Source organism: Bradyrhizobium sp. ORS 285 (genome assembly GCF_900176205.1).
Taxonomy (GTDB): Bacteria; Pseudomonadota; Alphaproteobacteria; order Rhizobiales; family Xanthobacteraceae; genus Bradyrhizobium.
The window spans coordinates 3,947,778-3,970,443 of record NZ_LT859959.1; the positions used below are offsets into that span (position 1 = coordinate 3,947,778).

Sequence of the window (22,666 nt, forward strand, 5' to 3'; positions counted from 1 at the left end):
GTAACGGCTCGTCTCACAGCGCCAGATCGAGCGCGCCGGTGTAGATCACGCGCTCCTCGCCTTCGGCCGCCACGACCTCGCCAAGCCTGGCGACGTGCTCGCCATTGGCGCTGAACACCTCGGTGACGGCATCGACCGCCTCGGCCTTGACGATCACGATCATGCCGATCCCGCAGTTGAAGGTGCGCAGCAGCTCGCGCTCGGCGATGCCGCCCTGCCCGGCCAGCCATTTGAACACCGGCAGCACCGGCAAATGCGTCAGGTCGATCGAGACGCCGAGATGCTTCGGCAGCACGCGTGGGATGTTGTCGGTGAAGCCGCCCCCGGTGATGTGCGCCAGCCCCTTCACGGCGCCGGTCTCGCGGATCGCGCGCAGGCAGGACTTCACATAGAGCCGGGTCGGCGTCAGCAGCGCGGCGCCGAGGGTCAGGACCGGCGCGAACGGCGCCGGCGCGTCGAAGCCGAGGCCCGATTGGGCGACGATCTTGCGCACCAGCGAATAGCCGTTGGAATGAACGCCCGAAGAGGCCAGGCCGAGCACGACGTCACCGGCCGCAATGTCCGGCGACGGCAGCAGCGTGCCGCGCTCGGCCGCGCCGACCGCAAAGCCGCCGAGATCGTAATCGCCGTCCTTGTAGAGGCCCGGCATTTCAGCCGTCTCGCCGCCGATCAGCGCGCAGCCGGACTCCCGGCAGCCTTCGGCAATGCCGGCGACGATCGAGGCGGTCGCCTCGGGATCGAGCTTGCCGCAGGCGAAGTAGTCGAGAAAGAACAGCGGCTCGGCGCCCTGCACCACGAGATCGTTGACCGACATCGCCACCAGGTCGATGCCGATGCCGCCATGCAGCCCGGTCTCGATCGCGATCTTGACCTTGGTGCCGACGCCATCGGTCGCGGCCACCAGGACCGGGTCCTTGAAGCCAGCGGCCTTGAGGTCGAACAGGCCGCCAAAACCGCCGATCTCGGCGTCCGCCCCGGGGCGCGCGGTGGCACGCACCATCGGCTTGATCAGATCCACCAGCCGATTGCCGGCATCGATATCGACGCCCGAATCTGCATAAGTGAGCCCGTTCTTGCGCTCGGTCATGGTCAAAACCCCTAATTTGGCCGCTGGTTACGTCGGATTCCGGCCGCGCGCAATGGCTCGCAAGGGAGCCGTCCCCATCCTATCTAAGAACCGGACCGGTTCGCCACGCTTCGGAATCGGGTTGTCTATTGATCGAGTTGTCGTCGGGACCAGCTGCGTGACCATTCCCCACTCTATCCCCAACCTGATTACGCTGGGCCGAATCCTGCTGGTTCCGATCGTGGTCTGGGCCATCGCCGCCGGCGAGATGGAGATCGCGTTCATCGTGTTCGTCATTGCCGGCGTCAGCGATGCGGTCGATGGCTTTCTGGCCCGCCGCTTCAACCTCCGCTCCGAGCTTGGCGCCCTGCTCGACCCGCTCGCCGACAAGGCGCTGCTGGTGTCGATCTTCGTCACGCTCGGCATCTGGGGGGCCATCCCGCGCTGGATCGTCATCCTGGTGGTCTCGCGCGACATCATGATCGTGGCTGCCGTAATCGTCTCCTGGCTGTTCGACCGCCCGGTCGCAATGAAGCCATTGATGGTGTCGAAGCTGAACACCGGGGCGCAGGTAGGATTCGCCGCGCTCGTGCTGGCATCGCTCAGCTTCGGCTTCGAGCCCAAGCCTTATGACAGCGTGCTGATGGTGCTGGTGACGGCCTTTACCCTCGTGTCTGTCGGGCTTTACCTGGTGGACTGGGTGCGCCACATGAACACCATCGAGGTGCGGTGAGCCGGCTCGCGCGCCCTCTCATCCACGCCGACGACACTGTACGGAGCACGTCACCCTTGGCCGGCCATATTCCCCCCCGTCAACTGGCCCTCGCGCTGCCGCATGCGGAGAGCCTGACGCGGGACAATTTTCTCGAAGGCCCCGGCAACGCCGCCGGGCTCGCGCTGGTGGATGCCTGGCCGGAATGGCCGGCGCGGACGATGTTCCTGGTCGGCCCGGACGGCTCGGGCAAGAGCCACCTCGCGGCGATCTGGGCCGAGCAGTCCGGCGCCCGCTCGCTGTCGGCCCATGCATTGGAGGCGAGCGCCGTCCCGGGGGCCCTTGCCACCGGAGCGCTGGTGCTGGAGGACCTGACGACCGCCGATCTCGACGAGCGCGCCCTGTTTCACCTGCTCAACCTGGCCCGCCAGGACGAGGCCTTCGTGCTGATCACGGCGCGCGAGGCGCCGGCAAGCCTGCCGATCGCGCTGGCCGACCTCCGGTCGCGGCTGCGCGCCGTTCCGGTGGTCACGCTGCTGCCGCCCGACGACCAGCTGTTCCGCGCGCTGATCGTCAAGCTGGCCGCGGACCGGCAGCTGGCGATCGATGAGACGGTCGTCAGCTACCTCGCCAGCCGCATCGAACGGTCCTACGCGGCGGCCCGTCAGACCATTGCCCTGCTCGACCAGGAGTCGCTGCGGCTGGGACGTCCGGTCACGCGGGCGCTGGCGGCGGATCTGCTCCGCAGCGTGTGACCGCCGGCCATCTTGACGGCGGCCGTGGGCGGAACCTCAATGGTGCCAGCAACGTCATCCCTCTGTCATACGGGTTGCGCTACTGGTTCTCGCTCTTGCGCAAAGTGATTTGGCGCCTCCACCGAATTTGGATCGATTTCTGATGGACACCGAGCAAGTGACTGAGATTGCAGCGCAAGAGCCGGTTGCGGCCGCCAAGCTGGAGATCGCCTCCAGCCCCGAGCGTTTCATCAACCGGGAACTGTCCTGGCTGCATTTCAACCGCCGCGTGCTCGAGGAATCGGTCAATCCGCGCCATCCGGCGCTGGAGCGTGTCCGCTTTCTCTCGATTTCGGCCAACAACCTTGATGAATTCTTCATGGTCCGCGTCGCCGGTATCCGCGCCCAGGTGCGCGAGGGCATCACGGAGCGCAGCCCTGACGGCCTGACGCCGCTGGAACAGCTCAAGGTCATCAACGAAAGCGTGTCGCAGCTGGCGATCGACCAGCAGGCGATCTGGCGCGACCTGCGCAAGTTCCTCGCCGAGCTCGGCGTCGTGCTGGTCGACGGCCAGGACGTCACCAAATCCGAGCGCGCCTGGATCGAGGACCATTTCCTCGCCAGCATCTTCCCGCTGCTGACGCCGCTGGCAATCGACCCCGCGCATCCGTTCCCGTTCATCCCGAGCCTCGGCTTTACCGTCGCGCTGCAGCTGATCCGCACGGCCGACGGCAAACCGATGAACGCGCTGATCCGCATGCCCGGCAAGATCGACCGCTTCATCCGCTTCCCCGGCGCCAAGGACGGCGTGATCCGGCTGATCACGCTGGAACAGGCGACCAGCCTGTTCATCGGCCGTCTCTTTCCCGGCTACACCGTGAAGGGCCAGGGCGCCTTCCGCATCATCCGCGACAGCGAGATCGAGATCGAGGAAGAGGCCGAGGATCTGGTGCGGCTGTTCGAGACCGCGCTGAAGCGCCGCCGCCGCGGCTCGGTGATCCGGCTCGAGATCGAGGCCAACATGCCGGAGGAGCTGCGCTTGTTCGTGCAGGACGCGCTGGCGACCACCGATGACGAAGTGTTCGTTGTCGACGGCGTGCTGGCGATGAACGAGCTGTCGCAGCTGACCCGCGTCGACCGGCCCGACCTCGAATTCGCACCCTACGTGCCGCGCCATCCCGAGCGCGTGCGCGACCACGGCGGCGATATTTTCGCTGCGATCCGTCAGAAGGACCTGATCGTCCATCACCCCTACGAGTCGTTCGATGTCGTCGTGCAGTTCCTGCAGCAGGCGGCGCGCGATCCGGATGTGGTTGCGATCAAGCAGACGCTGTATCGCACCTCCAACAACTCGCCGATCGTGCGTACGCTGGTAGAAGCCGCCGAGGCCGGCAAGTCGGTCACCGCGCTGGTCGAGCTCAAGGCGCGGTTCGACGAGGAAGCCAACATCCGCTGGGCGCGTGATCTCGAGCGCGCCGGCGTGCAGGTGGTCTACGGCTTCCTGCAGCTCAAGACGCATGCGAAATTGTCGATGGTCGTGCGCCGCGAGGGCGGCGGGCTCACCACCTATGTCCACACCGGCACCGGCAACTATCATCCGGTGACGGCGCGCATCTACACCGACTTGTCCTACTTCACCTCGGACCCGGTGATCGGCCGCGACGTCACGCGCGTGTTCAACTACATCACCGGCTATGCCGAGCCGATCGACATCGAAAAGATGGCGGTGTCGCCGCTCACGCTTCGCAAGCGCATGATCGAGCACATCCATGGCGAGACCAGCTTCGCTCGCCAGGGCAAGCCGGCCGTGATCTGGATGAAGATGAACTCGCTGGTCGATCCCGATATCATCGACGCGCTGTACGAGGCCTCGCAGGCCGGCGTGTCGATCGAGCTGATCGTGCGAGGCATCTGCTGCCTGCGCCCAGGCGTTCCCGGCCTGTCCGACAACATCCGCGTCAAATCGGTGATCGGGCGTTTCCTCGAACATGGCCGCATCTACTGTTTCGGGATGGGCCAGGGCCTGCCGAGCGCCAAGGCGGCCGTTTACATCTCCTCGGCCGACATGATGCCGCGCAATCTCGACCGCCGCGTCGAGGTGCTGTGCCCGCTGCAGAACCCGACCGTGCACCAGCAGGTGCTGGAGCAGATCATGGTCGCGAACCTCAAGGACACCGAGCAGAGCTGGCAATTGTTGCCGGACGGGTCGTCAACGCGTATGAAGGCCGCGAAGGGCGAGGAGCCGTTCAACCTGCACAATTACTTCATGACGAATCCGAGTCTGTCCGGCCGTGGAAAGTCGCTCAAGGAATCCTCACCGCGCCGGCTCACCCGCCGGAATGAACGCCATCAGTCCTAGCGACCTGCTTATCAAGGGAATGCCGCGGTGAAACGGCCCACGACCAGGGCCGGCAGCGTCGGTGTCATCGACATCGGCTCCAACTCGGTCCGCCTCGTCGTCTATCAGGCGATGGAGCGCAGCCTCGTCACCGTTTTCAACGAGAAGGCGCTGTGCGGGCTCGGCCGCGAGGTGCAGACCACCGGTCTGCTCGCTACTGATGCCGTCGACAAGGCGCTGACCGCGCTGAAGCGGTTCCGTGCGCTGTGCAAGGTGCAGAAGGTCGGCGAAGTCCATGCGATCGCCACCGCCGCCTGCCGCGACGCCTCGAACGGGCCCGACTTCATCGCCAAGGCCGAGAAGATCTGCGGCGTGCCGATCCAGATCCTCACCGGACCCGAGGAGGCGCGCTATTCGGCGCTCGGCGTCATCTCCGGCATCCACAAGCCCGACGGCATCGTCGGCGATCTCGGCGGCGGCTCGCTGGAGCTGATCGACGTGCGCGGCCATCAGGTGCGCAGCGGCATCACCCTTCCACTCGGCAGCCTGGCGCTGCAGGACCTCGCGGAGAAGTCGCTGAAGAAGGCGCAGCGGATCGCCAGCGAGGCGCTGACCGACCTGCCGCAACTCCTGGCTGGCGAGGGCCGCACCTTCTACGCAGTCGGCGGCACCTGGCGCGCGCTGGCGCGAATCCACATCATCCAGAGCGGCTATCCGCTCGGCGTCATGCACGGCTATGCGATTCCAGCCGCGGAGGCGCTCGCCTTCGTCCGCCGGCTGCGCCGGCTGGTCGCCGCCGACATGCTGGCGGACATCGAGGCCATCGCCGAGGCGCGTCGCCCGCTGCTCGCCTATGCCGCGCTCGTGCTCGAATACGTCATCCGCGTCGCCAAGCCGACCAACGTGGTGTTCTCCACCTTCGGCGTACGCGAGGGCCTGCTCTACTCCAAGCTGCCCGATGCCGAGCGCGCCAAGGACGGCCTGCTCTGCGCGGCGCAAGGGTTGAACGAGCTGCTGTCGCGCTCGGAGCAGCACGCGCGCGAGCTGATCGACTGGACCGACCGGCTGTTTCGCGTCGTCCACATCCGCGAGACCGAGGACGAGCGCAGGCTACGCCACGCCGCTTGCCTGATGTCCGACATCGGCTGGCGGATGCATCCCGATCATCGCGGCGAGCAGACCTACGGCATCATCCTCAACGGCAATTTCGGCTCGATCAGCCATGAGGGTCGCATCTTCGCCGCGCTGTCGGTGTTCTTCCGCTACGAGGGGCAGCGCGACGAGGCGGCAGCCCCTGCCCTCACCCAGCAGCTGAGCCCGGCCCAGATCGATCGCGCGCGACTGCTCGGCACCGCTTTCCGTGTCGCGCATCTGATCTCAGCGGCGCGGCCGGGCGTGCTGCCCGCCACGCATTTCCGCACCCAGGACCGCAAGCTGATGCTGGTGTTCGAGCATCATCTGGTCGACCTCGTCGCCGACCGCGTCGGCGGCCGCTTCAAGCAGCTGGCGCGGCTCGTCGGCCGTTCCGGCTCGGTGGTGCTGAGCTAGCTCGTGTTGCCGCCGCGATCCCCTCCACGATCCACTGTTTGCAAGGGCTAGCGTCTCCACAGCGTCTGATATAGTTTCGAGTTGTCGCGAAAAACGATGGCCTGATCCGAACCAGCGAGTTCGAACGGCTGTCGAGCACACGCCCAACCATGCGCATGGCGCGGTTCGGCCAGCGTCTCCCAAGCAACACCCGGCCGTGTGTCGGGGCAATCTCAGTCGTTTGGCGCCTTCGGGGCGCTGCGCGTCTGCGACAACAGGAGCGCAACAGTGCGACATCCGATCGCGATCATCGGCGCGGGCCTTGGCGGGCTCACGCTTGCCCGCATCCTTCATCTGCATGGCGTCCCAGCCAAAGTCTACGAGGCGGAGTGTTCGCCGAAGGCGCGAGGACAAGGCGGCCTGCTGGATATTCACGACCATAACGGGCAGGTCGCGCTCAAGGCCGCCGGCCTGTTCGCATCCATCCTGAGGCTTGTCCGTCCCGGCGAAGACGCCAAGCGCGTCGTCGATCAGAACGGCGTGATTCTTTTCGACCATCCCGGCAGCCGTACCGTCAAACGCCCGGAAATCGACCGCGGCGACCTGCGCAGGATGCTGATCGAGTCCATTCCCCAGGATAGCATCGCGTGGGGTCACAAGGTCGTGTCGGCGACCGCGATGGGAGGCGGACATCACACCATCGCTTTCGCCGGCGGCACGACGATCACCGCCGATCTCCTCGTCGGCGCCGATGGCGCGTGGTCGAAGATCCGGCCACTGGTCTCAGATGCGAAGCCCGCCTACACGGGCGTGTCCTTCGTGGAGACTCGCCTCTTTGACGGCGAGACGCGCCACAAGGCCAGCGCGGCTGCGATCGGCACCGGTACGCTCATCGCCGCTGCTCCAGGCAAGGCCATCCTGGCGCATCGCCATGCGGATGGAACGCTCCACACTTACGCCGCCCTGCAGAGGCCCGAGGCGTGGTTCGACGGCAGCGATGCCCACGCGATCTTGGCGCGTATCGTCCTGGAGTTCGAAGGTTGGGCGCCGCCCCTGACCGCCCTGATCTCCGATAGCGACACGGATCCGGTGCTGCGCCCGATCCATGCCCTTCCCGTCGGGCATCGCTGGGCTCGCAGGCCCGGCGTAACTCTCCTCGGCGACGCCGCCCATTTGATGTCCCCCTTCGCCGGCGAAGGCGCCAACCTCGCGCTGTACGACGGCGCGGAGCTTGCCCGGGCGCTGATCGCCAGGCCCAATGACACTGAAGCTGCGCTCGCCGCCTTTGAAGGTGATCTGTTTGTCCGCAGCGCCCGCGTGGCGGACGAGACGGCTCGCAATCTGGAGACCTTCTTCGATGACACCGCGCCATATGGCGTCGTCGAGCTGTTCAGCAGACATCTTGCGACTCCCTAGGCCAGCCGCTGCGATACGACGTTGGAACGGCACCGTCGGTGCCACGTTGGCCAAGCTTCCTGCATCCGCCGGAGAGTCGATTTGGCCGAGACCCGCAAGACCATCGTCAACAGCCCGGCCGGCGGCTGGGGCGCGCTGAACGCCACTGAGACGCATCTCGCGCGCCAGGAGATCCTGGTGCGCGGCAATCGGGCACTGTTGTCGATGAACAAGCCGGGCGGCTTCGACTGCCCAAGCTGCGCCTGGCCCGATCCGCGCAAGCCGCACACCTTCGAATATTGCGAGAACGGCGCCAAGGCGGTGGCCTGGGAGGCGACGCGCAAGCGCGCCACGCCGGAGTTCTTCGCCGAGCATACCGTGAGCGAGCTCAGCGGCTGGACCGATCACGACATCGAGGATGTCGGACGGCTCACCGAGCCGATGCGCTACAACGCCTCCACCGACAAATACGAGCGCACAACGTGGGACGAGGCCTTCGCCGCCATCGGCGCCGAACTGCGCGCGCTCGATCCCCGGCGGATCGAGCTCTACACGTCGGGCCGCACCTCCAACGAGGCCGCGTTCCTGTATCAGACGTTCGGCCGCCTGCTCGGCACCAACAACTTCCCCGACTGCTCGAACATGTGCCACGAGACCACGACGGTGGCGCTGCCGGAGAGCATCGGCGTCGGCAAGGGCACGGTCGATCTCGACGACTTCGAGGATTGCGACGCGATCTTCATCTTCGGCCAGAACCCGGGCACCAACAGTCCGCGCATGCTCGGCTATCTCCACGACATGGCCAAGCGCGGCGTGCCGATCGTCACCTTCAATCCGTTGAAGGAGCGCGGCCTCGTTGCCTTCGCCAACCCGCAGAATGCCGTGGAGATGCTGACCGGCGGCGGCCAGAAGATCTCGTCGCAATATTTCCAGCTGCGCGTCGGCGGCGACATCGCCGCCGTGCAGGGCATCTGCAAGGCCGTGCTCGCAGCGGCGGCTGCCGCGACAGGAAGCAAGCGCATTCTCGACGAGGCATTCATCGCGCAGCACACGCACGGCTTCGAGGCGTTCGCGACATATCTGCGCAACCTGCCATGGGAGCGGCTGGAGCACTATAGCGGCCTGTGCCGCGCGGACATGGAGACCGCGGCCGAGATCTACATGAAGGCCGACCGCGTCATCGCATGCTGGGGTATGGGGATCACGCAGCATCGCCGCGGCGGCGATGCCATGCAGCAGATCATGAATTTGTTGTTCCTGCGCGGCAATGTCGGGCGCAAGGGTGCCGGCGCCTGCCCGATCCGCGGCCACTCCAATGTGCAGGGCGACCGCACTGTCGGTATCTATCAGAAGCCGAAGGAGCCGTTCCTCCAGAAGATGGACGCGGCCTTCGGCTTCACCTCACCGCGCGAGCCGGGCCACGATGTCGCGCAATGCTGCGAGGCCATCCTTGCCCACGAGGTCGACGCCTTCATCGGGATGGGCGGCAACTTCTTCCGCGCCATTCCGGACAATGCCCGCGTCGCGGCCGAGGTGCCGCGGCTGCGCATGACCGTCTATGTCGCGACCAAGCCGAACCTGTCTCACATGACTCATGGCCAGTCGTCGTGGCTCCTGCCCTGCCTCGGTCGCACCGAGCGTGACGTCCAGAACGGGCAGGTGCAGACGATCACGGTGGAGGACAGTTTCTCGATGGTGCACGGCTCGGTCGGCCTGCTGGAACCGGCCAGCCCGCAGCTGAAATCGGAGGTCGACATCGTCTGCGGTCTGGCGAAGGCAACCGTCGCCGATCGCGCCGCGATCGACTGGGATGCGTTCTCCAACGACTACGGTTTGATCCGCGACAAGATCGAAGCGGTGTTTCCCGAGCAATTCCAGAACTACAATGCCCGCATCGCCCAGCCCGGCGGCTTCCGCCTGCCCAATGGCGCCCGCGAGCGCAAATGGGACACGCCGACCGGCAAGGCCAACTTCCTGTTCAAGGAGGGGCTGATCGATGCCGATGACGATGCCCCGGAGGCGCCGCATCTGCAGCTGATCACGCTGCGTAGCCACGACCAGTTCAACACCACGGTCTACTCCAACGACGATCGCTACCGCGGCGTCCGCGGCGAGCGGATGGTGGTGTTCATGAACGCGCGCGACATTGCCGCGCTCGGACTGCACGAAGGCGCGATGATCGAGTTCAGCACGGTGTGGCATGACGACATCGACCGCCGCATCGGCGGCTTCCGCGTCGTCGGCTTCGACATCCCGCCCGGTTGCTGCGCCGCCTATTATCCGGAGACCAACGGCCTGCTGCCCCTCGCCCATCGCGACGAGCGCAGCAACACGCCCGCGGCCAAGTCGGTGCCGGTGCGGATCACCGCGGTGGCGCAAGGCGAGCCGGTGGCCGCCGATGGCGGCGTCGCCGAGCATGGCCGTGCCCGAGAGACCGATCCGGCGAGCGTGCCGCTGGCCTGAGCCTGGTCGGGGTCACGCTGCCTCGCGCTCAATCGCGATCACGCGCGGCGATGAGATCACAAAACTCGACTCCGCAGCTACGGCAGTTCGACGCCGCGCGCCGGAACAGCTTCGATCTCGGGCTCGCCCTTGTGCTGCAACGCGCGGCCGCGCCAGATCGAGCCGGCGATCAGTACCACCAGCGCGCCGAGCAGCGACATCAGGGTTTCCATGACGTCGACATGGCTGGTCAGATTCGACTTGCCCGCCCAGAGCGCCGAGGTCGCATCGATGCTGATGTTGACGGTGCCGTCGAGCAGATGGTGCAGCATCGGCTCGATCGCGGGATCGGTCGCGATCACCTCACCCGCGACCCAGCCCAGCAGCATGGCGCCGAGCCAGACCAGCAGCGGGAAACGGTCGAGCACGAGCATGATCAATGCGGCGCCGGCGATGATCAGCGGGATGCTCATGGCGAGGCCGATGATCAGCAGCGACGCCTGGCCGTTGGCGGCGGCAGCCACCGCAATGACGTTGTCGAGGCTCATCACGAGATCGGCGAGCGCGACGATGCGCACCGCATGCCACAGCGTCGTGCCGGCCGCGATGTCGTCGTTCTCGTCCTCGGGAACAAGCAGCTTGGCGGCGATCACGAGCAGCGCGAGGCCGCCGATCAGCTTCAGATAAGGCAGCGCCATCAGGGTGGCGACGATGCCGGTGAAGGCGATGCGGAGCGCAACGGCGATGCCGGAGCCCGCCACCATGCCCCAGAAGCGGTGCTTGCCGTGCAGGCCGCGGCAGGCGAGCGCGATGACCAGCGCGTTGTCGCCCGACAACAGCACGTTGATCCAGATGATCTTACCCAGCGCGAGCCAGAAGCCCGGGCTTTGCAGGTCGGCTTCGAATTGAGCGAGGAGATGGCCGTAAGTGGCGGGATCGGCGAGCTGCGACAGCCAGTTCACGGCCAGACCTTTCAGATGCGTTCAATCCGGGATCGCACAGGCGATCGGTGTGCGGCGGAGCAAGGCTCCGCCGCAGCGATGCTCGCCTTAGCCGACGATCTCGTTGCCGGAGAAGAACTGCGCGATCTCGATCGCCGCCGTCTCGGCCGCATCCGAGCCGTGCACCGAGTTCTCGCCGATCGACTTCGCGTGCAGCTTGCGGATGGTGCCGTCGGCCGCCTTCGACGGATCGGTCGCGCCCATCACGTCGCGGTACTTCAGGATGGCGCCCTCACCTTCGAGAACCTGGACCACGACCGGGCCGGAGATCATGAAGTCGACCAGTTCGCCGAAGAACGGGCGCGCCTTGTGCACGGCGTAGAAAGTCTCGGCCTGATCGCGGGTCATGCGGATCCGCTTTTGGGCCACGATGCGCAGGCCGGCCTTCTCGATCAGCGCGTTGACGGCGCCGGTGAGGTTACGCTCGGTCGCGTCGGGCTTGATGATCGAAAAGGTGCGCTCAATCGCCATGATATCGTCCTTGGAGATGGGGGATTTGGGTGAGTTGCGGGCTTATATCGACGTGATCGGTCGACGGCAAGCGACCGGGGCCCGCCCCGAGGCGCGACGCCTTACGACAATTTCACGATTCTGAACATAGTCTGAAGGACTCGTGCGCCCGTCGTTCAGCTGTCATGTCCTACATTGTCGGTATCGGGCGATGACGAGCCACCAGCGTAAGGTAGCCGCCTTCTCCCCGCCTCATCCGTCGGACAATTCGCGCCTCTCAGCGCTGTCATCCAGGAGACGATCATGTTGCGCAAACTCTCCCTCATCGTGGCGGCCGCCGTGTCCCTCGGCGCAGCCGCCCTCGCCCCCACCGCCGCTTCGGCCCATTGGCACGGTGGCTGGCATGGCGGCTGGCACCACGGCTGGCACGGTGGCTATGGCTGGCACCGCCCGTTCTATGGTCCGCGCGTGTTCGTCGGCGGCCCGGTCTACAGCTACGGCTATGGCGGCTGCTACGTGCGCCGCGTCGTTCCGACCCCGTGGGGACCGCGCTGGCGCTGGATCAACCGCTGCTACTGATACCTCCCCTGATACGAGCCTCGGACGGCATCCGCCCCCCGCCGCTCCGAACTCGCATTGCCCCGGCGTCCCCCCACGCCGGGGCTTTTTTTGTGCATTATCAACCCATTTTCCGCCGCTTGGCGCTTCCACGGAAACAATTCAGCTCTCAACGACTTGATAAGGCACTGAATTGCAACTGCTCGTGGAACTCCATCATGTCTGGCCGCACCGCCGAATTCAGCGAGGCGCTCGATCGCAAGACCAGCCGATCGATCTGTGAGGCCGTGGGCGAACGCCTGCAGCGCAGCCTGCCGCCCGATGGCGCCAGCCTGCCCGATTCCCTGGCACATCTGCTGAACGAGCTGCGCAAGCGGGACGAGCCCATGGCTCGCTTCGATTGACGGGCTCCAGCGGCTGAAACCGGCATAAAGCGGTTGCGTTTGGGCTCGCGCGCGGTGACAACGCGCGCATGCTCTCCATCACCGACATCTCCATCCGTCTCGCCGGACGGCTTCTCATCGACCAAAGTTCGGTGCAGATCCCGCCCGGCGCCCGCGTCGGCCTCGTCGGCCGGAACGGCACCGGCAAGTCCACCCTGTTCAAGGCCATCCGCGGCGAACTGTCGCTGGAGAACGGCAGCATCAGCCTGCCGCCGCGGTGGCGGATCGGCAGCCTGGCGCAGGAGGCGCCGAGCGGCCCCGAGAGCCTGATCGAGGTGGTGCTGCGGGCCGATCTCGAGCGTGATGCCCTGCTGCGCGAGGCCGAGACCGCCGAAGATCCCGACCGTATCGCCGAGATCCAGACCCGCCTCGTCGACATCGACGCCCATTCGGCCCCCGCCCGCGCCGCCGCCATCCTCAGCGGTCTCGGCTTCTCCGCCGCCGACCAGGCGCGCGCCTGCTCCGAATTCTCCGGCGGCTGGCGCATGCGCGTCGCGCTCGCGGCGACCTTGTTCGCCGCGCCCGACCTCCTGTTGCTGGACGAGCCGACCAACTATCTCGACCTCGAGGGCACGCTGTGGCTCGAGGATCATCTCGCGCATTATCCGCGCACGGTGATCGTGATCAGCCACGACCGTGATCTCCTGGAAACGTCGGTCGACCAGATCCTGCATCTCGACCGCGGCAAGCTGACGCTCTACCGCGGCAGCTACTCGTCGTTCGAGGAGCAGCGCGCGACGCGCGAGATGCTCGATGCCAAGGCGGTCAAGCGCCAGGAGGCGGAGCGCGCACGACTGCAGGCGTTCGTCGAACGCTTCAAGGCCAAGGCGTCGAAGGCGCGGCAGGCGCAATCGCGCGTCAAGATGCTGGAGCGGATGAAGCCGATCACCGCGCTCGTGACCCAGGACGTCGGCGAGATCACGTTCCCCGCGCCGGACAAACTGTTGTCGCCGCCGATCATCGCCGTCGACAACGCGACCGTCGGCTACGATCCGGCGCAGCCCGTGCTCAATCGCGTCACCTTACGCATCGACAATGACGATCGCGTCGCGCTGCTCGGCTCCAACGGCAACGGCAAGTCGACGCTGGTGAAGCTGCTCGCCGGACGGCTGGCGCCGTTCTCCGGCAAGATCACGCGCGCCGACAAGCTGTCGATCGCCTATTTCGCCCAGCATCAGCTCGACGAGCTCGACGAGGACGGCTCCCCCTACACCCACGTCCGCAAGCTGATGGGCGACATGCCGGAATCGAAAGTGCGCGCCCGCGCCGGCGCCATCGGCTTCTCCGGCAAGGCGGCGGACACGCTGGTGAAGAGCCTGTCCGGCGGCGAGAAGGCGCGGCTGCTGCTCGGGCTTGCGACCTTCTACGGTCCGAACATGATCATCCTGGACGAGCCGACCAACCATCTCGACATCGACAGCCGTGCCGCGCTCGCCGAGGCCATCAACGAGTTTCCGGGCGCCGTGATCATGGTGTCGCACGACCGCTATCTGATCGAAGCGTGCGCCGACCGGCTGTGGGTCGTCGCCGATCGCACCGTCAAGACCTATGACGGCGATCTCGATGAGTACCGCCGCATGATCCTGTCCTCCCGCGGCGGCACGGCCGCGCGTGAAACGGAACGGCCGCAGGTGAGCGAGAAGACCGAGCGGCCGCGCGGCGACAACAAGCGTGGCGCGCTGAAGCAGAAGATCTCCGCCGCTGAAGCCGAGATCGCCCGCATCACCGAGATCATCGCCAAGATCGACGGCGCGCTGTCGCTACCCGACATCTTCACGCGCGATCCGAAGCAGGCGGCGCAACTGTCGAAGGCAAGGGCGAATGCAGCGGATGCGTTGGCGCGCGCTGAGGAGCAGTGGCTGGAAGCCAGCACGCTGTATGATGAAGCGACCGGCTGACGAACCCGCCTTCGTCGACTGAACAAAGACAGTCGACTGAACAAAGAAGCGGTGAGCGGGCTCAGGTCGCGCGCTTCTTCGCCTTGCTGGGCTTCGCCACCTTCGGGGCCGGACCGGCGTCAGGCGCGCGCTCGACCGATGTCAGGCGGCCCGCCGTGAAGGTGTAGACACCCGCACGCGCGCCGCGCAGCCAAGTCACGGTCGCAACGCGGTCGCCGCCATTGTTGCCGATGTTGACGCTGTCGGGCGCGCCGATACCGCGCACCACGTCACACTCGGTGTGACCCAGCGCAACCGAGCCGCCGGCAGCCGGCGGCGGCGCAGCGGCCGCATCATTGCTGAGCGCATTCGCACCCGCAGCTCCACCCGCCGGCGCCATGCCCGGACAGCCGCCCTCGGCGGTGACGAGATCATCAGCGGTCACGGGCTTGTCCGGCGTCAGGGGCGGCGCGTCGATCGAGATGTTCCTGATGAACAGGCGCTGCGGCCGGTTGAACCACTCGGCATCCTTCGACAGGAAGTCGGGCGTGCTCGAGCATCCGGCCACGACCGGGGCAAGCACAAGGAACGCCAGAGCGCGCGTCAGCTGTTTGGTGTGGTCTCGCACGATGAACCTTGCTGAATTGCAACCTGTGGACACTCTAACGTGTTGTCCCAACATCACTTTGCGGCACGTTCGTGACTTTGCCAACGCTCTGCCGGTAAATCGGCAGATTATCATTAATCGCGCGGCGCTGCCATTAGGGCACGCCGTTCGGCATTACGCCATCACTGCCGACGTTGCCAGCGCCCGCGCTCATCGGCCTGCCAATAGGTGACCTCGAATCCACGGCTTTTGCAATCGGTCCATGCCGACCGCGCTGCAGCGAGCGCATCGGGATCATCGCCGTTGAACACCAGCACCATGCGCTCGTAGCTGTGCGCATCGGATGGCAGCGGGGCGTTATCTACCAGGAATCGCACGTGGGCGCGGTTCGGATTGCCCTCCTCGATCGCCAGAACGATCGGCTGCTCGGCCACATCGGCCACCCGCCAGGTGGCGTGCGGCAGAAACGAATCGTCACGATAGGTCCACAGATGCGCATCGAGCGCATCTGCACGTTCCTCCGACGTGGACTGGACCACCACACGCCAGCCGCGCTCGAGCGACTTCTCGAGCAGCGGCGGCAGCACGCCTTCCAGGGTCATGTTCTGCAGGTGATAGAACAGGACTTCGGTCATGCACGCTGATGTCCCTTACGATTTCGCTTCGTAGGAATCCCAGACGAGACGATCGAGCAGGCGTACGCCATAGCCGGATCCCCAGCTCTGGTTGATCTCGGATTTCGGCGCGCCCATCGCGGTGCCGGCGATGTCGAGATGCGCCCATGGCGTATCGTTGACGAAGCGCTGCAGGAATTGCGCCGCCGTGATCGAGCCGCCATGACGGCCGCCGGTGTTCTTCATGTCCGCGAACTGCGAATCGATCAGCTTGTCGTATTCGGAGCCGAGCGGCATGCGCCACACCTTCTCGCCGGTCTCCTGCCCTGCCTTCAACAGCTTGTCGGCAAGATCGTCATTGTTGGAAAACAGGCCGGCATGCTCGGTGCCGAGCGCAACCAGGATCGCGCCGGTCAGCGTCGCCAGGTCGATCATGAATTTCGGCTTGTACTTGGTCGCGACATGCCAGAGCACATCGGCCAGCACGAGCCGGCCTTCCGCGTCGGTGTTGATGATCTCGATGGTCTGGCCGGACATCGAGGTGACGATATCGCCGGGGCGCTGCGCGTTGCCATCCGGCATGTTCTCGACCAGGCCGATCGCGCCGATCACATTCGCTTTGGCCTTGCGCGCCGCCAGCGCATGCATCAGGCCGACGACGCAGGCCGCGCCGCCCATGTCGCCCTTCATATCCTCCATCGAGCCGGCCGGCTTGATGGAGATGCCGCCGGTATCGAAGCAGACGCCCTTGCCGATGAAGGCGACCGGCTGCTCGCTCTTCTTGCCGCCGTCATAGCGCATGACCACGGTGCGGCTGGGCCGCGCCGAGCCCTGGCCGACGCCGAGCAGCGCGCCCATGCCGAGCTTCTTCATCGCGGGGACATCGAGAATCTCGACGGTGACGCCGAGCTTGCGCAGCGCGGCCGCGCGCTTGGCGAACTCCTCGGGGTAAAGGACGTTCGGCGGCTCGTTCACGAGATCGCGGGCGAGAATCACGCCGTCGGTCACATGGGCGCGCGGCGCGAACGCCTTCTTCGCCGCGGCGACGTCGGCCACCGCGATCGAGACATTGGCGCTGACGTCGCCCTCCTCGTCCTTCTTCTTGGTCTTGTAGCGGTCGAATCGGTAGGCCCGCAGCCTGACGCCCGCGGCCAGCGAGCTGACCTGGTCGGGCGTCATCGGCCCGGAGGGCAGCTCGGCCAACACCGTCACGGCTTCAGTTCCGGCGTTGAGTTTTCCGGCTAAGCTGCCGCCATATTTCAGGAAATCCTTTTCCTTGTGATCGCCGCCCTTGCCGGTGCCGATCACGATCAAGCGCTGAATCTTGATTCCCTCGGGCGCCAGGAGATCCAGCACCGAGCCATCCTTGCCCTTGAAGCGGGCGGCTCCGGCGGCGCGCTTGATCAGGTCCGAGGCTCCACCGAGCGCCTTCTCGGTCGCGACTCCTAGCCGCAGCGCGTCGTCGCAAAAGGCCACCGCGATACCGCGCGGAGCGGTCGACAGCGGGACGAAGCCGACCTTGACGGTGTCGGACATCAAGCAATCCTCCAAAATTTCGACATGAGAGCCGCCGCGACCGGGCCAAAATCCCAGCGGACAGACGGGGATGGCAGCAGTTCGGAACCCAATCTGGCAGCAGTATGGCCTGCCGGAGCGCAGGCTGCCAAGTCTTCCCGTGGCGGGGCGGCCACAACGATGAAATTTCGACCACATTTTCGTGGCGCCACGCCACAGCCATTTTGTCGACGGATCAAAGGGATGGTAAAGATATTCACCGGCCTTGGAACGTCACGGCGCAGGCAGCCTGGGGACCCCGTTTCAAGGGTGCTGCAGCGCTCGTTCCGAGACTGCTGATTGGGGATCGAGCGCGCACGATGGGGTCCATCGACAAGTACATCTTTCGCACGACGCTCGCGTCGTTTGCGTTGGTGCTGGTCAGCCTCACCGGCGTGATCTGGATTACCCAGGCGCTGCGCGGCATCGACCTGATGACCAGCCAGGGCCAGACCATTCTGACCTTCCTCGGCATCACCGGGCTGGTGATTCCCTCCCTGCTCGGCGTCATCGCGCCGATCGCGCTGATGATCGCGGTCTCGCATACGCTGAACAAGCTCGCGACCGATTCGGAAATCATCGTCATGAACGCCGCCGGCATGTCGCCGATCCGGCTGTTCGTGCCGTTCGCCTATGCGACCTGCGTGGTCGCCCTGCTCGTCACCATCCTCGCCTCCTATGTCGCGCCCGACGGACTGCGCCGGATCAAGCAGTGGGATGCCGAGATCACCGCCGACGTGCTGACGAACATCCTGCAGCCCGGACGGTTCGCGCAGCTCGACCAGAACCTGACGATCCGGATCGGCGAACGCCAGCCCGGCGGTGAGCTGAAGAGCATCCTGATCGACGACCGCCGCGACCCCAAGGAACGGATCACGATCATCGCCGAGAAGGGCACGGTGGTGAAGAACGCCGACGGCTCGTTCCTGGTGCTGGAGGACGGCAATCTGGAGCGCTTCGAGATCGGCAAGCGCGAGCCGGCGATGGTGGCATTCGCCCGCTACGCTTTCGACATGTCGAAATTCTCGAATCAGGGCCGCGACGTCACGCTCGGCATTCGCGAGCGCTATCTGTGGGAGCTGATGGCGCCCTCGGAGAACGACCCGATCTACAAGCAGATCCCCGGACAATTCCGGCAGGAATTGCACGACCGTTTCCTGGCCCCGATCTATCCGTTCGCCTTCGCCGCCCTCACTTTCGCGTTTCTCGGCGCGCCGCGCACCACGCGCCAGAGCCGCAACTTCTCGTTCGGCAGCGCCATCCTGGCCGTGTTCGGCGTGCGCATGGCCGGCTTCGCCTGCTCGGTCATGACCGTGAAGACGCCGATCGCAGCACTGATCCAGTATCTGATGCTGCTCGGCGCACTCGGCCTGTCCATCTGGGTCATCGTCGGCGGCGTGGTCATCGAGCCGCCGGCGCGGCTGATGGAGGCGATCAACCGCTCCAATGCGCGGATCGCGCGGCTGTTCAGAAGGCCGGTCACCGCATGAGCATGGTCACCAACACGCTCGGACGCTACTTCGCCGGCCGCTTCCTGGTCTCGGCGGTGGGCGTGTTCGCGAGCATTTTCCTGCTGCTGGTGCTGGTCGATTACATCGAGATGGTGCGCAGGACCTCGGGGCTCGCCTCCGCCTCGGCGCTGATGGTCGCGGAAACGTCGCTGTTTCGGGTGCCGCAGCTACTCGAGAAGATGATGCCGTTCTGCGTGCTGATCGGCGCGATGACCTGCTATCTGGCGCTGTCGCGACGGCTCGAGCTGGTGGTCGCCCGCGCCGCCGGCGTCTCCGCCTGGCAGTTCATTGCGCCGGCGCTCGCCAGCGCCGTCATGCTGGGGCTGATGGCGACCACGCTCTACAACCCGATGTCGGCCAATCTGCGCGAGCTCTCCAAGCGCATGGAAGCTGAGCTGTTCGGCGGTGCGCCGGGTGGCGGCGTGCAGGATGCGTCGGGCTTCTGGCTGAACCAGGTCAACCCGGACGGCTCCGTGATCATCAACGCCGCGCGCAGCGAACAGCAGGGCGTGCGGCTGACCGGACTGACGCTGTTTCGTTTTGATACGAAGAATCGATTCAAGGACCGAATCGAAGCGCGCGAGGCGACGCTCGACGAGGGCCAATGGGTGTTCAAATCGGTGCGCCGATTCTCGCTCGATGCGCCGCCGGTTGACGAACCGACGTTCATTTTGCCCACGACTCTGACGCCCGCGCAGGTCCGCAACAGCTTCTCCACCCCCGAAACTGTGTCGTTTTGGCAACTGCCGAGCTACATCCGTTCGTCGGAAAGCTCGGGCTTCGCGACCGCGGGGTACCGACTGCAGTATCATAAGCTGATCGCACAGCCGTTTTTGCTGGCTGCGATGGTCATGCTGGCTGCGTCCGTGTCCCTCAGGTTCTTCCGTATGGGTGGCGTTCAAAAAATGGTTTTGAGTGGCGTGGGCGCCGGCTTTCTGCTCTACGTGCTGTCGAAAGTAACGGAAGATTTGAGCAAGGCTGCGTTGATGAATCCGATCGCTGCGGCGTGGCTGCCGGTGTTCGTCGGCGGCCTCACCGGTTTTATGGCCTTGCTCTACCAGGAGGACGGCTAGTGTCGTTCGTTGCCGTCCGTCAGACCGCGCTCGCCGCGCTCCGGCTGCGTGCCGTCGCGCGCCTTGCTGGCGTGCGCGCCCGTTGCGCCGGGTCTGCCGTACTCGCTTGCGCGTTTGCGCTGACGCTCGGCTTCGCGGTCACCACCGCTGTCGACGGCGCGCTGTCGCCTGCCGCTGCACAGAGCTTCACCTACAATCCCCGCCCGCCGAAGGCGCCGCCGCCGCGCGTCGCCAACGACAACCAGATGCTGGTTCAGGCGACCGAGGTCGACTACGACTACAACAACTCGCGCGTGTCAGCGGTCGGCAACGTGCAGCTGTTTTACAATGGCACCTCGGTCGAGGCCGACCGGGTGATCTACGACCAGAAGACCAAGCGCCTGCATGCGGAAGGCAACATCCGCATGACCGACGCCGACGGCAAGATCACCTACGCCAACAGCCTGGATCTGGCGGACGACTATCGCGACGGCTTCGTCGATTCGCTGCGCGTCGAGACCGAGGACCAGACGCGGATGGCGGCAACGCGCGCCGACCGTTCCAAGGGCAATTACACCGTTTTCGAGAACGGTGTTTATACGGCCTGCGCGCCGTGTAAGGACGATCCGAAGAAGCCGCCGCTGTGGCAGGTCAAGGGTGCACGCATCATCCACGACCAGACCGAGAAGATGCTGTACTTCGAGAACGCCCAGCTCGAATTCTTCGGCGTCCCGCTGGCCTACATCCCTTACTTCTCGACGCCCGATCCGACGGTGAAGCGCAAGAGCGGCTTCCTGATGCCGGGCGTCACCCAGACGGGCGGCTACGGCTTCGGCGTCGACATCCCCTATTACTGGGCGATCGCGCCGGATTACGACGCGACGTTCACCCCGCGCATCACCTCCAAGCAGGGCGTGCTGGTGCAGACCGAGTTCCGCCAGCGCCTCAGCAATGGCGGCTATCAGGTGCGCCTGTATGGCATCGACCAGCTGAACCGCAACGCGTTCGCCGGCCAGCCCGGCGACCGTCAGTTCCGTGGCGGCATCGACACCAAGGGCCAGTTCGCACTCAACGACAAATGGGTGTTCGGCTGGGACGGCATCCTGCTGTCCGACTATACGTTCCTGTCGGACTACCGGCTCGCGCAGTACCGCGACCCGTTCAACTCGTTCATGAGCCTGCCGACCGAAGCGATCTCGCAGCTGTACCTGACCGGTGTCGGCAGCCGCAGCTTCTTCGATATCCGGGCGATCCACTATCTGAGCTTCTCGGGCAACCAGCAGACCGTGCCGATCGTGTATCCGGTGCTGGATTACTCGAACGTGCTCAACTATCCGGTGTTCGGCGGCGAGTTCAGCTACAAGACCAACTTCGTCAATCTGACCCGCGAACAGGCGGTGTTCGACCCGATCACGACGACGGCCAACACCAACGGCCTGTGCACGACGACGTCGGCCGACCCGATGGCGCGGCTGCCCACGCAGTGCCTGCTGCGCGCCACGCCCGGCACCTACACGCGCCTGAGCGCGCAGGCGCAGTGGCGCAAGTCGTTCACCGATCCCTACGGCCAGATCTGGACGCCGTTCGCGATCCTGCGCGCCGACGCGATCAACGCCAACGTGACGGCGCAGCCCGGTGTCGGCAACTTCCTGCCGACTGGCGACACCCAGGCGCTGCGACTGATGCCGACCGTCGGCCTGGAGTACCGCTATCCGTTCATCAACGTTCAGCCGTGGGGCACCACGACGATCGAGCCGATCGCCCAAGTGATCATCCGGCCGAACGAGACCTATGCCGGCCGGCTGCCGAACGAGGACGCCCAGAGCATGGTGTTCGACGCGAGCAACCTGTTCAGCGTCGACAAGTTCTCCGGCTACGACCGCACCGAAGGCGGCGGCCGCGCAAATGTCGGCGTGCAGGCCACCACCCAGTTCGACCGCGGCGGCACCATCAACGTGCTGTTCGGCCAGTCCTACCACCTGTTCGGCCTGAACTCCTTCGCCGTCCAGGACATGAACAACACCGCCATCGGTTCAGGCCTCGACAAGAACGTCTCGGATTACGTGGCCCGGGTCGATTACTCGCCGAACCGGACCTACACCTTCAGCATGCGCAGCCGGTTCGACCAGCAGACTCTCAACGTGCAGCGCTTCGAGGCGGAGGCGAAGGCGAATTTCGACCGCTGGTCGGTCGCCCTGACCTACGGCAACTATGCCGCCGATCCGGCGATCGGCTACCTGAACCGCCGCGAGGGCATCCTGGGCAGCGGCTCGGTGAAGGTTGCGCCGAACTGGGTGGTGACGGGTGCAGCGCGATGGGATCTCGCCGCCAACAAGATCAACCAGTATGTGATCGGCGCGGGCTATGTGGACGATTGTTTCGTGCTGGCCGCCAACTATGTAACGTCGTATAATTATACGACTGGTGTCACCACACCCGTTCTGAGCCATGCCTACATGCTCCAGATCGGACTCCGGACGCTCGCGAATTCCTCGTCGACCGGAACCGGGGCTGGAGGCCTTCAGTAGCACGCGCCAGTCCCTGATCGGTGTTCCCTTGGTGCTTCCCTTGGGGCTCGGCGGGGCTCGCAAGGCCAACGCCAAGGGCTATGCGTTTCTGGTCATGCGTTTCTGCTCATGGGGTGGTAAGCCGTGGTCTGGGAGCCACGGTCTCGTGGCTATGGTCTTGGAGCCCTGGTTTGCGACAGTGACTGTCTGAGCCGTGCGAAGGGATCCATGGCGCCGCTCCCAATTGGAATCATTGCCAACAGCGAAGCTGAGTCATG

18 protein-coding genes are annotated in these 22,666 nt (G+C 65.5%); 12 read left to right on the plus strand and 6 right to left on the minus strand.

The genetic code is table 11. The features are described from left to right. Window positions 1-13 precede the first annotated feature (13 nt). On the minus strand, window positions 14-1,087 hold the full coding sequence (purM, locus tag BRAD285_RS17770; RefSeq protein WP_006613449.1) for a phosphoribosylformylglycinamidine cyclo-ligase: 1,074 nt from the start codon (window positions 1,085-1,087) through the stop codon (window positions 14-16). Window positions 1,088-1,244: 157 nt separating this feature from the next. Between purM and BRAD285_RS17775 the strand changes: the two genes are divergently transcribed. The 6 genes from BRAD285_RS17775 (at window position 1,245) to BRAD285_RS17800 (ending at window position 10,235) form a co-directional block, all read left to right on the plus strand. Continuing rightward, window positions 1,245-1,799 (plus strand): CDP-alcohol phosphatidyltransferase family protein, encoded by a 555-nt coding sequence (locus BRAD285_RS17775; RefSeq protein ID WP_006613448.1) that lies wholly within the window; start codon window positions 1,245-1,247, stop codon window positions 1,797-1,799. 56 nt (window positions 1,800-1,855) lie between these two features. After that, window positions 1,856-2,533 carry a DnaA ATPase domain-containing protein gene (locus BRAD285_RS17780; RefSeq protein WP_006613447.1) on the plus strand — a complete coding sequence of 226 codons (678 nt, stop codon included), beginning with the start codon at window positions 1,856-1,858 and terminating at the stop codon, window positions 2,531-2,533. A gap of 142 nt (window positions 2,534-2,675) precedes the next feature. Beyond that, window positions 2,676-4,871, plus strand: a complete 2,196-nt coding sequence (locus BRAD285_RS17785) for an RNA degradosome polyphosphate kinase (protein ID WP_006613446.1) — start codon at window positions 2,676-2,678, stop codon at window positions 4,869-4,871. A 27-nt stretch (window positions 4,872-4,898) separates the two neighbouring features. Then, the gene (ppx, locus tag BRAD285_RS17790) at window positions 4,899-6,398 is read left to right on the plus strand and encodes an exopolyphosphatase (RefSeq protein WP_006613445.1); all 1,500 of its coding nucleotides are present in this window, start codon (window positions 4,899-4,901) and stop codon (window positions 6,396-6,398) included. A gap of 267 nt (window positions 6,399-6,665) precedes the next feature. Then, window positions 6,666-7,793 carry an NAD(P)/FAD-dependent oxidoreductase gene (locus BRAD285_RS17795; RefSeq protein ID WP_006613444.1) on the plus strand — a complete coding sequence of 376 codons (1,128 nt, stop codon included), beginning with the start codon at window positions 6,666-6,668 and terminating at the stop codon, window positions 7,791-7,793. A gap of 81 nt (window positions 7,794-7,874) precedes the next feature. Then, window positions 7,875-10,235, plus strand: a complete 2,361-nt coding sequence (locus tag BRAD285_RS17800) for an FdhF/YdeP family oxidoreductase (protein ID WP_006613443.1) — start codon at window positions 7,875-7,877, stop codon at window positions 10,233-10,235. Between the two features lie 77 nt (window positions 10,236-10,312). On the opposite strand, the gene BRAD285_RS17805 is transcribed toward BRAD285_RS17800, so the two are convergent. Next, window positions 10,313-11,176, minus strand: a complete 864-nt coding sequence (locus tag BRAD285_RS17805) for a TerC family protein (protein WP_006613442.1) — start codon at window positions 11,174-11,176, stop codon at window positions 10,313-10,315. Between the two features lie 87 nt (window positions 11,177-11,263). Then, entirely contained in the window at window positions 11,264-11,686 is a 423-nt protein-coding gene (ndk, locus tag BRAD285_RS17810) for a nucleoside-diphosphate kinase (protein WP_006613441.1), read from the minus strand. Window positions 11,687-11,968: 282 nt separating this feature from the next. Between ndk and BRAD285_RS17815 the strand changes: the two genes are divergently transcribed. The 3 genes from BRAD285_RS17815 to BRAD285_RS17825 all read left to right on the plus strand — a co-directional run bounded on the left by BRAD285_RS17815 (window position 11,969) and on the right by BRAD285_RS17825 (window position 14,564). Then, a complete protein-coding gene (locus BRAD285_RS17815) occupies window positions 11,969-12,244 on the plus strand; it encodes a hypothetical protein (protein ID WP_006613440.1) in 276 nt (91 codons plus the stop codon). Window positions 12,245-12,441: 197 nt separating this feature from the next. After that, window positions 12,442-12,627, plus strand: a complete 186-nt coding sequence (locus tag BRAD285_RS17820; RefSeq protein WP_006613439.1) for a hypothetical protein — start codon at window positions 12,442-12,444, stop codon at window positions 12,625-12,627. Between the two features lie 68 nt (window positions 12,628-12,695). Continuing rightward, on the plus strand, window positions 12,696-14,564 hold the full coding sequence (locus BRAD285_RS17825) for an ABC-F family ATP-binding cassette domain-containing protein (protein WP_006613438.1): 1,869 nt from the start codon (window positions 12,696-12,698) through the stop codon (window positions 14,562-14,564). Window positions 14,565-14,625: 61 nt separating this feature from the next. Here BRAD285_RS17825 and BRAD285_RS17830 read toward each other — a convergent pair whose 3' ends face one another. The 3 genes from BRAD285_RS17830 to BRAD285_RS17840 form a co-directional block, all read right to left on the minus strand. Beyond that, complete coding sequence (locus BRAD285_RS17830; RefSeq protein WP_006613437.1) at window positions 14,626-15,126, minus strand: hypothetical protein; 501 nt, start codon at window positions 15,124-15,126, stop codon at window positions 14,626-14,628. A 206-nt stretch (window positions 15,127-15,332) separates the two neighbouring features. Continuing rightward, the gene (locus BRAD285_RS17835) at window positions 15,333-15,785 is read right to left on the minus strand and encodes a DNA polymerase III subunit chi (protein WP_006613436.1); all 453 of its coding nucleotides are present in this window, start codon (window positions 15,783-15,785) and stop codon (window positions 15,333-15,335) included. Between the two features lie 15 nt (window positions 15,786-15,800). Next, on the minus strand, window positions 15,801-17,300 hold the full coding sequence (locus tag BRAD285_RS17840; protein WP_006613435.1) for a leucyl aminopeptidase: 1,500 nt from the start codon (window positions 17,298-17,300) through the stop codon (window positions 15,801-15,803). Window positions 17,301-17,638: 338 nt separating this feature from the next. On the opposite strand from BRAD285_RS17840, the gene lptF reads away from it, so the two are divergent. The 3 genes from lptF to BRAD285_RS17855 are packed head-to-tail and all read left to right on the plus strand — an operon-like array spanning window position 17,639 to window position 22,409. Beyond that, window positions 17,639-18,808, plus strand: coding sequence for an LPS export ABC transporter permease LptF (gene lptF, locus BRAD285_RS17845; protein ID WP_006613434.1), 1,170 nt, complete (start codon window positions 17,639-17,641; stop codon window positions 18,806-18,808). Further along, entirely contained in the window at window positions 18,805-19,902 is a 1,098-nt protein-coding gene (gene lptG, locus BRAD285_RS17850; protein WP_006613433.1) for an LPS export ABC transporter permease LptG, read from the plus strand. The genes lptF and lptG overlap by 4 nt, the downstream gene beginning before the upstream one ends. Next, window positions 19,902-22,409 (plus strand): LPS-assembly protein LptD, encoded by a 2,508-nt coding sequence (locus BRAD285_RS17855; RefSeq protein WP_006613432.1) that lies wholly within the window; start codon window positions 19,902-19,904, stop codon window positions 22,407-22,409. Before lptG ends, BRAD285_RS17855 begins: the two co-directional genes overlap by 1 nt. The last annotated feature ends 257 nt before the right edge of the window (window positions 22,410-22,666 follow it).